Below are 7,947 nucleotides of genomic sequence, written 5' to 3'. Positions count from 1 at the left end.
TTAAAACTTCAAATCGCACAAGGACTAGATGAAATCTTAGAAGATGAAGATAGAAAACAAGAGCTTTATGTTTGTAAATTTGTGGTGGTAAATGGGGTTAAAATATGAAAATAAAAAATTTTACTTTAATTGCATCAAATCATAATTTAGAAATCGAGTTAAAAAATCTTACCAAAAATGCTAATAAAATTATTTTTATATGCAGTGATTTTGATGGATATAAAGAAGCTAAGAATTCTTTGTATAAGACACTACATACTATTGAAGATAATTTTAAAATTGATAATACAAAAACTTTTAAAATCATACATTTAAATCAAGCCAATAAAGACGAAATCACAAAAGAACAAAAATTTAGCTCTGATAAAAATTTATCTAGCATTAAAAAAATTATCTTTAATAATTTAAAATTTTTAAATAATGCAATTAATCAAAATGAAAATAAAACGCTCAATAAAATTATTGATGAAAACAATGTAGAAAATATTGAAAATTTTTTAAAAGAAATTCAAAAAGAATTAAATATATTATTAAAAAATATCAAAGAATCTAACTATTTTGAGCAAGAAATTAAACCAAAGATACAACTTACCCTAGATACACTTTTTAATACACTTTTAAAAAATATTACTCAATCTAATGATGATGAATATAAGCAAATTATTAGAGCTATAGCAAAATTTTTTATCAATATACTAGATTCTGTAACCAATCTTAAAAAACCTGTCTCTTTAGTCAAAAAAAATCCTTATGTTTTTGTTGTAAATACATTATTTGAAGCTTATAATTCTTCTGCTGAGTATCAAGAGTATAAGGAACAAAAATATTATTATGATTTTGCTTATCCACTTTTAGAGCTTATTACTAGTAAGCTTTATCCTATTATCGCTTTGTGCAATGAAGAAATTTTATCTGATGTATTAATTATAGATGATAAAGTATTATTAGATTTTTCATCTTATTCTAATGTACCTTCTATTAGTCTTTATAAAAATAGTTTTTATAAAGTTATTTTAGATGAAGAATTTCAAGGTATTTTTGATAATTTTTTAGAAAATAATCTAAAATTTGAAAATGAAAAGTTAGATAATACACTTTTAGTGAATTCTAGTTTAAATAATTTTGATACAACATTAAAAAAAGCAATCAATTTAAATATCTCTAAACTCAATCATTTCTTTTATGCAGAATATCCTGATTTAAATTCTTCCATGCTAGTAGAAATGATATTAGATAAAAAAAATACTGATCAAATCAATACAACCAAAATGGGTAAAAATTATTTGCTTATTACTAATCCACCACAGCTTAACAATGCAGGACTTTGTGAGGACTTGTATCAAAAAAAATTAGGAGCAATAATAAAAAATCGCCCCAAAGCTCTTACAAAAAATGAAAAACTTGCATTAAAAGGCGATTTTCCTAGCAAAAGAGATTATGGTTCTTATTTTATAGAAAGAGATGTTAAAAAAGAAGATGATTATGTATTGCAACTTTGTCCTTTTGTGAAACTTGATGGACAGATTTATCAAAAATATAAGGGATATTTTAATTTTTATAATCAAACATATTCTTGGATGAAACTTTATTTATTAGAATATATAAACGAACGATTAGAATATGAAAAAGTTAAGCAAGATTTTGCTTATATTGATAGCTTTTTTAAATTGCCTAAAGAACTTGAAGAAATTAGCGAAAAAGAAAAAGAAAAAGTAGAAGAATATGTCGAGCTTTTTAATGATTATTTAGACAATATCAATTCTTGCTATGATCAAATACAATTTTTTCTTGAGTTAGATTCATCAATATCCAAAACATATGAAAATGTAGATTTTAAGAAATACTCACCTTTAACGGTTGTTTTATTGACTTTAACTTTGTATGTTTTACAAAAAGACTTAGCTTTTACGCAAGAATATTCTCTTGGTGTTAAAAATATTGTAATTCCAAATCCAGATTATGGCGATAAAGAAATTTCACTTAATTACCAAAGGATTAAAATACCAAATTATTTTAATGAGTATATCTTATTTATCCCTGATGATATTTATTTTTATGATAATGATAAAAAAATTTATATCTTTTTATCTAAAGAATTAAATAAAAATAAAAAAGAAGATGAAGTCATCTATTTAGATGAATTAGCTAAAGCTATGTTTGAAAATGATTTTGAAGAAGAAGATCAAACTTATGTAAATTTTTTAAAAACCTTAAATGAAAGTTTTGATGAGGAGATTGAATTTGAAGAAAATATACAAACAGACAAAACTCTTCCTTCAAAAAAAGATTTAGATAAAAGCATTCAAGATATTATGCTTGATAAAGAACTTGCAAAATTATCTATAGATATTACTTTTTTTAATATCATTAAGCAACTTTTTCCTTTTACAGAATTTTTTATGAGTCAGCCTGATTTTTTTAAAAAAATGATTTTATTTTTTATAGATTCAAGCTTAGATAAAAAGTATTATGGTAATAAATTATTTTCTAGTTTTAAAGCACATTTTTTTAAAGAACTAGGGATATTTTATGCACTTAGCCCTAAGGGGCGTTTTATAAAAATTAATCCAAAAAGTAAAAAATCACTCAATAAGCTTTTTTTATATCAAATAGGAACAAATTATTATTATTTTAATCAATTAGAATATGCAAGTGAATTAAAAAAGTCAAAGAGTTTTTCAAGATTAGATAAAGCTAAGCAAATTCATTTGATATCAAAAGTAAGAAAACAATTAGCTATTGATTTTTCTATTAAAATGAGTAAAGACTTGAGCGTGGATATATTAAAAAATTTAGCAGGATCTTTTATTGATACACTTTTGCCTACAAATTATGAAAGATTGAAAATTTTATATGAAAAACTAATGTATGAAAAATTTACTTACAATTATGATTTTCCTTTAGCTGTAAAAAAAGAAGAATATATAACCTATCCTTTATTAATAAATTCTAGATTTATGAGTTTTGATTTATCTGAGTTTATTTTTGGTTCTTTATTATGCACGGGTGGGCTTAATTATTATCCTAGTATTGCTTGTGCTACAACTTCAAGTGAAGCTAGGGAATTTGCCTTAAAAAGACTTTTATCTTATATTATTTTAGATGAAAAAAGAAGTGCTTTTATGGAAGATAAAATCAATGAAGGCAAATATATCTTAAATGATAAGGAATTTTTTGAAAAAAACAATATAGAACTTAGAAATTGTAATATATATAAGCTAGAACATTTTCAAAGAAAAGAAGAGTATAAAATACAACACCCAGTGATAAAACAACACCCTATCTTAGCTTATAATGATACTATACAAATTTTATATGAATATGCAAATGGGATTTATAATACCACTCAAGATGAAAAAGGTAAGTTCATAGAAGATAGGCAAAAAGCAAGAAGATTGATGGAAAATTTAGAAGCCATAGGACAACATAATTTAGAAGTGATGTATAAGGGGATAAAAAGAAAAAAGATGAAAGATGAAAGTAAAAATGAAGATGGTGTGGAAGAAAGTGATGATATTAGTAAAATACAAGATTATTCTAATAAGTTTATAGGCAGACTAGCTACAACTATAATCATGGAAGATGGTTTATATATAGGATGAAAGGATAAAAATGAGTGAAACTTACGAGATTTATACACCTAATGGACTTATATTAGATGTAGAAAAAAAAACGAATAAAATTTTATTATATGATGGGGGAGCTAAGGTAGGCAAATACACCCAAGAATATTCTAAAGCTTTGTTTGAAGCACACAATATCAAACAAAACTCCCCCTACAAAGACTATCAACCCCAATACCTAGATCCTGAATTTCACACAGGGGAGAAATCTACTTTACTTGAATTTAAAGATTGGCAAAGTATATATTTAAAAGATCCTATCAAAGGAGCTATAGCTCCTTGGACTAAAGCAGAAAAAGCTTATTATAAATCTTTAAAAACTAAAAAAGAAAGATATAAATATTTAGTTATAAGAAGTGGTATAAGAAGTGTTGTTATAGATATACCTTATGAAGCTATAGGAGCTGTAGATGAAAAAGGAAATGTAGATCCTAAATATGAAAAATTATATAGAATAGTAGATGATAATAAACATAATCTAAGATCAAGTTTATTTCATAATGAATGGGGTATGGCAGCAGGAATATTAGGTGATTATAAATACCTAGCTAATGATATGTCTCAAAATGGTTTTAATGCAAGATTTATCCAAGCTACTATACTTTATATACAATTAAGTGGAGGAAGTAGTATATTAGATAAACCTAATTTATTAGGTGCTATTTATGGTTATGCAGATATTGCTGTAGGAAGTGGTTTAGTAGGAGTGCATAAAAATCCTTTAAGAGAACAAGAGATTAAAACCTTAGCTAAGACTTTAAAACCTGATGAATTTGGTATGCTTCCTTTTATAGATGAAATTATGGGAGTAGATTGGGTGATTGATTATAATAAATATAGAATTGCTCGTGATGAATCTGGGGATATATACAAAGCCTTAAGAAGTGATATAGTTGAGGGTAAGATAAAAGATCCAAGGGATATAGATTCTACTTATGAAAGCAGAAGAGAATTTGATCATCATAGGGGAGGGTATTATAATGGCATGGTAACTGGCTATGGAACCGATACACCTAATGATTGGAGTGAAGAAGAAGCACAACTTTTTAATGATACTTTAATATTACATGCCAAATTAGCAGCCCTAACTCCTCCTCAAGGTTATCCTAATGCACCTTATTATTTTACCCCTGAAAATCTAGAATGGTATTACAAAAGACACAAATTAGATGCTAAACTTGATCCAAGAATTCCTGCTATTTATAGATATAATTTTCCGCAAGAACTTCGAGCTAAAATACTAGCTTATGCTAAAGAACATAATATCAAAGAGTAAAAATCACTCAAAATCTTTAATATACTTTTCCAATGCTTTGATGGTAAGATTTTCAAAAAGAATCTTATCTTCTTTGATATTGTTTTGTATGGCAGCTTCAAGATATTTAATAAACATATTTTCTTCCATTTCTTCAAAGATGGGAGTATATAATTCTTTTGCGATTAGGCTAAGGGCTAAAATATTGATCAATCTCGTGGATTTGATTAAGGGTATATTATTAACAATGCTTTCAAAATCTTTAATACTAATAGAAGAATAATCATTATTTAATTTAGAGCTTTGTTGTTTTGTTTTAATATCTTTTAAATTTTTTACCAAACTTTTTAAAATATTTTCATATTCTAATGAATTTGGATTTTTTTGAATTATTTCTTTTAAAAAGCTATCATCTGCCTTTTCTTCTTCTTCGATAAATTTATAATCATTATTTTCTAAAATCTCTTTTAACTCTTTGTTTTTGTCAAAATTTATACTTGTTTTTCCTCTAGGTTTAATTTCAATTTCATCAAAATGATTGCGTTTTTCAATATCTTCTAAGTATTTTTTATTTTCTTTAATGCTTGCTTCAATGCTTTTTGCATCCACAAATCTAAATTCTAAATTACCGATTTTAAAAATATCGCCTATGCTGATTATTATTTCATAGCCACTTGGCATTCTAGAAAAGGACTTATTATAATAAATGTCAGAATCTTCAAAAGCCGCAATTGTAAAAGATCCTTCTTCATAAGATACTATGGCATGGGTATTTTTGATTTGTTCTAGTTTATCTTGAATACGAAAAGTGCAATCATCACCGCTTCCTATAGTTCCACCCTTTGTGTTAAATACAAATGTTTTAGAACCACTAATACATTCGTCATAATTCTCAATAGTAATTCCTATTTCTTCTTTTTCTATCATTGTTTATTTACCCCTGTAATATTTTCTACTATTTTAAGATTATTTAAAATATAAACTATATTATTTAATTCACTAGCACCGTTAATAATTTCAAAGTCAAAATATAAGTTTTTATTATTGTTAAATATAATGCTGTATATAGAATTACTTTTATTATCTTTTATAAACTTATACCATGCCCATTCTCCTTTATATGATTTTGTATAATTTAAATTAGGATTAGAGTAGTTATAGGCTGTAAAATTTAAACTTGTTCCATTATTGAATTTTTCTGCTACAATTTGTAGGGTTTGATTAAGAGTATGATCGTATTGGATATTTTTATTATCATAGCCAAGCTTTATAAAGGAAAAATCCGCACTTAAATCAAGGCTTTGAATAGTAAAATTAACTTTTATATTATCATTACCATTTAGTATGAGACTAGAGAGATTGCCTGCATTGGTGATAAAATCTAAAAATTCTTTAGAGAAATTTAATTTTGAAGCAAATTGAGAATTGACAGAATAGTTATTTTTTCTTTTTACTAAAACATTGTTCAAGTATTTTTTATAAAAACTATTTAATGTCCCATTTCTTCCAAAAAATGTTTTAAAACTATCCATACTAAGATCTGCTACACTCTCATCATTAAAAGGATAATATGGTGCAATATCATTAACAAATGGATTATACACTTCATTAATCCAAGCAGTATTAAATAAAGAAATACCATGATTTTCTATAAAATTCCACGAATAATTAGAAAGCTGACTATAATATCTCTCTAAATCATTAGGTAATTTTTTTATGTTCATTTGAAATACAGCAAAAGGATCATTGGCATCTTTATTGCCTCCAAGAGCATATGAAATTTTTTCTTCAGCGCTTTGGTTATTATTAGAACTAAAATCTATAATTTTATTGGACATATTTGTAATACTTGTATTAAGAATATCTAATATTTTTTCATCATCAGTGCCTTTGCCCACTTCTATATTACCAACACTCAAAAGTGTATTTTTGTTTACTAGCTTATGATATTGTGTGAAAGCATTGCTTACCCCAATAAAATTTGATCTAATTTCCCCAGCATTTAATCCTAAATTGTAGGCTTGAGTTAGTAAAACTGCATCATTTAAATTTGTATTAGAACTAACAATTTTTAACAAAGAATATAAAGGGTTTTCTTTTTTTGATAAGATATTAAGCTCATTAAGCATTGCCTCTTTGGTATTATACCTAACAGGTTGCAATGAAGCGAGTAGATTTTGCCAAGCATTTTGGTATTCACTTAAGTATAATTTTAAAATACCCATAGTCAAAGTGTTTTTATTTTCTTTAAAATTGTTATCTAGCATCCAAGATTCAATATTGATTGCGGTGTCAACTTGTTGATTTAAATCATTTAAAAAGTCCATCATACCAACTTTTGTATATATTTTATCTATAGAAGTTATTTGAGAATTATTTGAAAATACACTATTTGCAGCAAAACCTAAATCCTCTTTTATAAGATATTTTTCTTTAGGTTTATCGCTATTTAAAAAATTAAGAAGAATGTAAATTCTTTGAGTTCTACTTATACTCTCAAGTTTTCTTTTTCCTGTATGTATACTGTTTTCATCTTCTGTAAAAGATTTAAGATTAAATTGTTTAAGCTCATCCACCCCTTCTAGAAAGTCATCTTTAGAGATTGAATACTTACTTAAAGTATTCCAATTCTCGTTAATCCAAATTTTTAGTATTTCTTTATTAAAATATTTTTGTTCAAATAAAGATCTATACATATATAATGTTTTGATTAAATTTTCTTTATTTGTATCGGTAAGTAAAGTATATTCCATTTCTTTTAATAAAGTATTTTTTAACACATCTTCATTCAGTTTATAATAAAGTTGTTTAGCTTCTTTAAATCCTTTGTATGAGAGATTTAGATTTAAATATTGAAATATATTATTATCTTGCCAAAGTTCAGGATAAGTATTTAAAATATTTCTCAATTCAATTAAGAAGTCAGCTTTTTGTTTAATATTTAAATTTTGATAATCTTGATCTTTAAGAAGCAATTTGCTTCATCTCATCTAAGCACCCCTACAACTTTTAATTTTCATCCTAATGTTTTAATCGATCAAGAAGCTATTTTAAGTATCCATAATCCTT

General features: G+C 25.4%; 3 protein-coding genes and 1 pseudogene. 2 read left to right on the top strand and 2 right to left on the bottom strand.

What is annotated here, in order from left to right:
• Nucleotides 1-104 precede the first annotated feature (104 nt).
• Nucleotides 105-3,602 (top strand): hypothetical protein, encoded by a 3,498-nt coding sequence (locus ELQ11_RS09235; protein ID WP_134225291.1) that lies wholly within the window; start codon nucleotides 105-107, stop codon nucleotides 3,600-3,602.
• A gap of 10 nt (nucleotides 3,603-3,612) precedes the next feature.
• Nucleotides 3,613-4,899, top strand: a complete 1,287-nt coding sequence (locus tag ELQ11_RS09230) for a hypothetical protein (RefSeq protein WP_126218060.1) — start codon at nucleotides 3,613-3,615, stop codon at nucleotides 4,897-4,899.
• Nucleotides 4,900-4,902: 3 nt separating this feature from the next.
• Here ELQ11_RS09230 and ELQ11_RS09225 read toward each other — a convergent pair whose 3' ends face one another.
• Entirely contained in the window at nucleotides 4,903-5,805 is a 903-nt protein-coding gene (locus tag ELQ11_RS09225) for an FHA domain-containing protein (RefSeq protein ID WP_070287063.1), read from the bottom strand.
• A pseudogene (locus tag ELQ11_RS09220) lies at nucleotides 5,802-7,856 on the bottom strand (ImcF-related family protein); the annotation flags it as partial. The pseudogene ELQ11_RS09220 and the gene ELQ11_RS09225, both read right to left, overlap by 4 nt.
• Nucleotides 7,857-7,947: the final 91 nt, after the last annotated feature.

The sequence above is a fragment of the Campylobacter sp. US50a genome (assembly GCF_004379015.1).
Taxonomy (GTDB): Bacteria; Campylobacterota; Campylobacteria; order Campylobacterales; family Campylobacteraceae; genus Campylobacter_D; species Campylobacter_D jejuni.
This window is presented reverse-complemented; position numbering and strand designations above follow the sequence as displayed.

Excerpts from the sequence above, each read along its gene's own strand:
- ELQ11_RS09225 (WP_070287063.1), bottom strand. The coding sequence starts at position 5,805 with ATGATAGAAAAAGAAGAAATAGGAATTACTATTGAGAATTATGACGAA.
- ELQ11_RS09230 (WP_126218060.1), top strand. The coding sequence starts at position 3,613 with ATGAGTGAAACTTACGAGATTTATACACCTAATGGACTTATATTAGAT.
- ELQ11_RS09235 (WP_134225291.1), top strand. The coding sequence starts at position 105 with ATGAAAATAAAAAATTTTACTTTAATTGCATCAAATCATAATTTAGAA.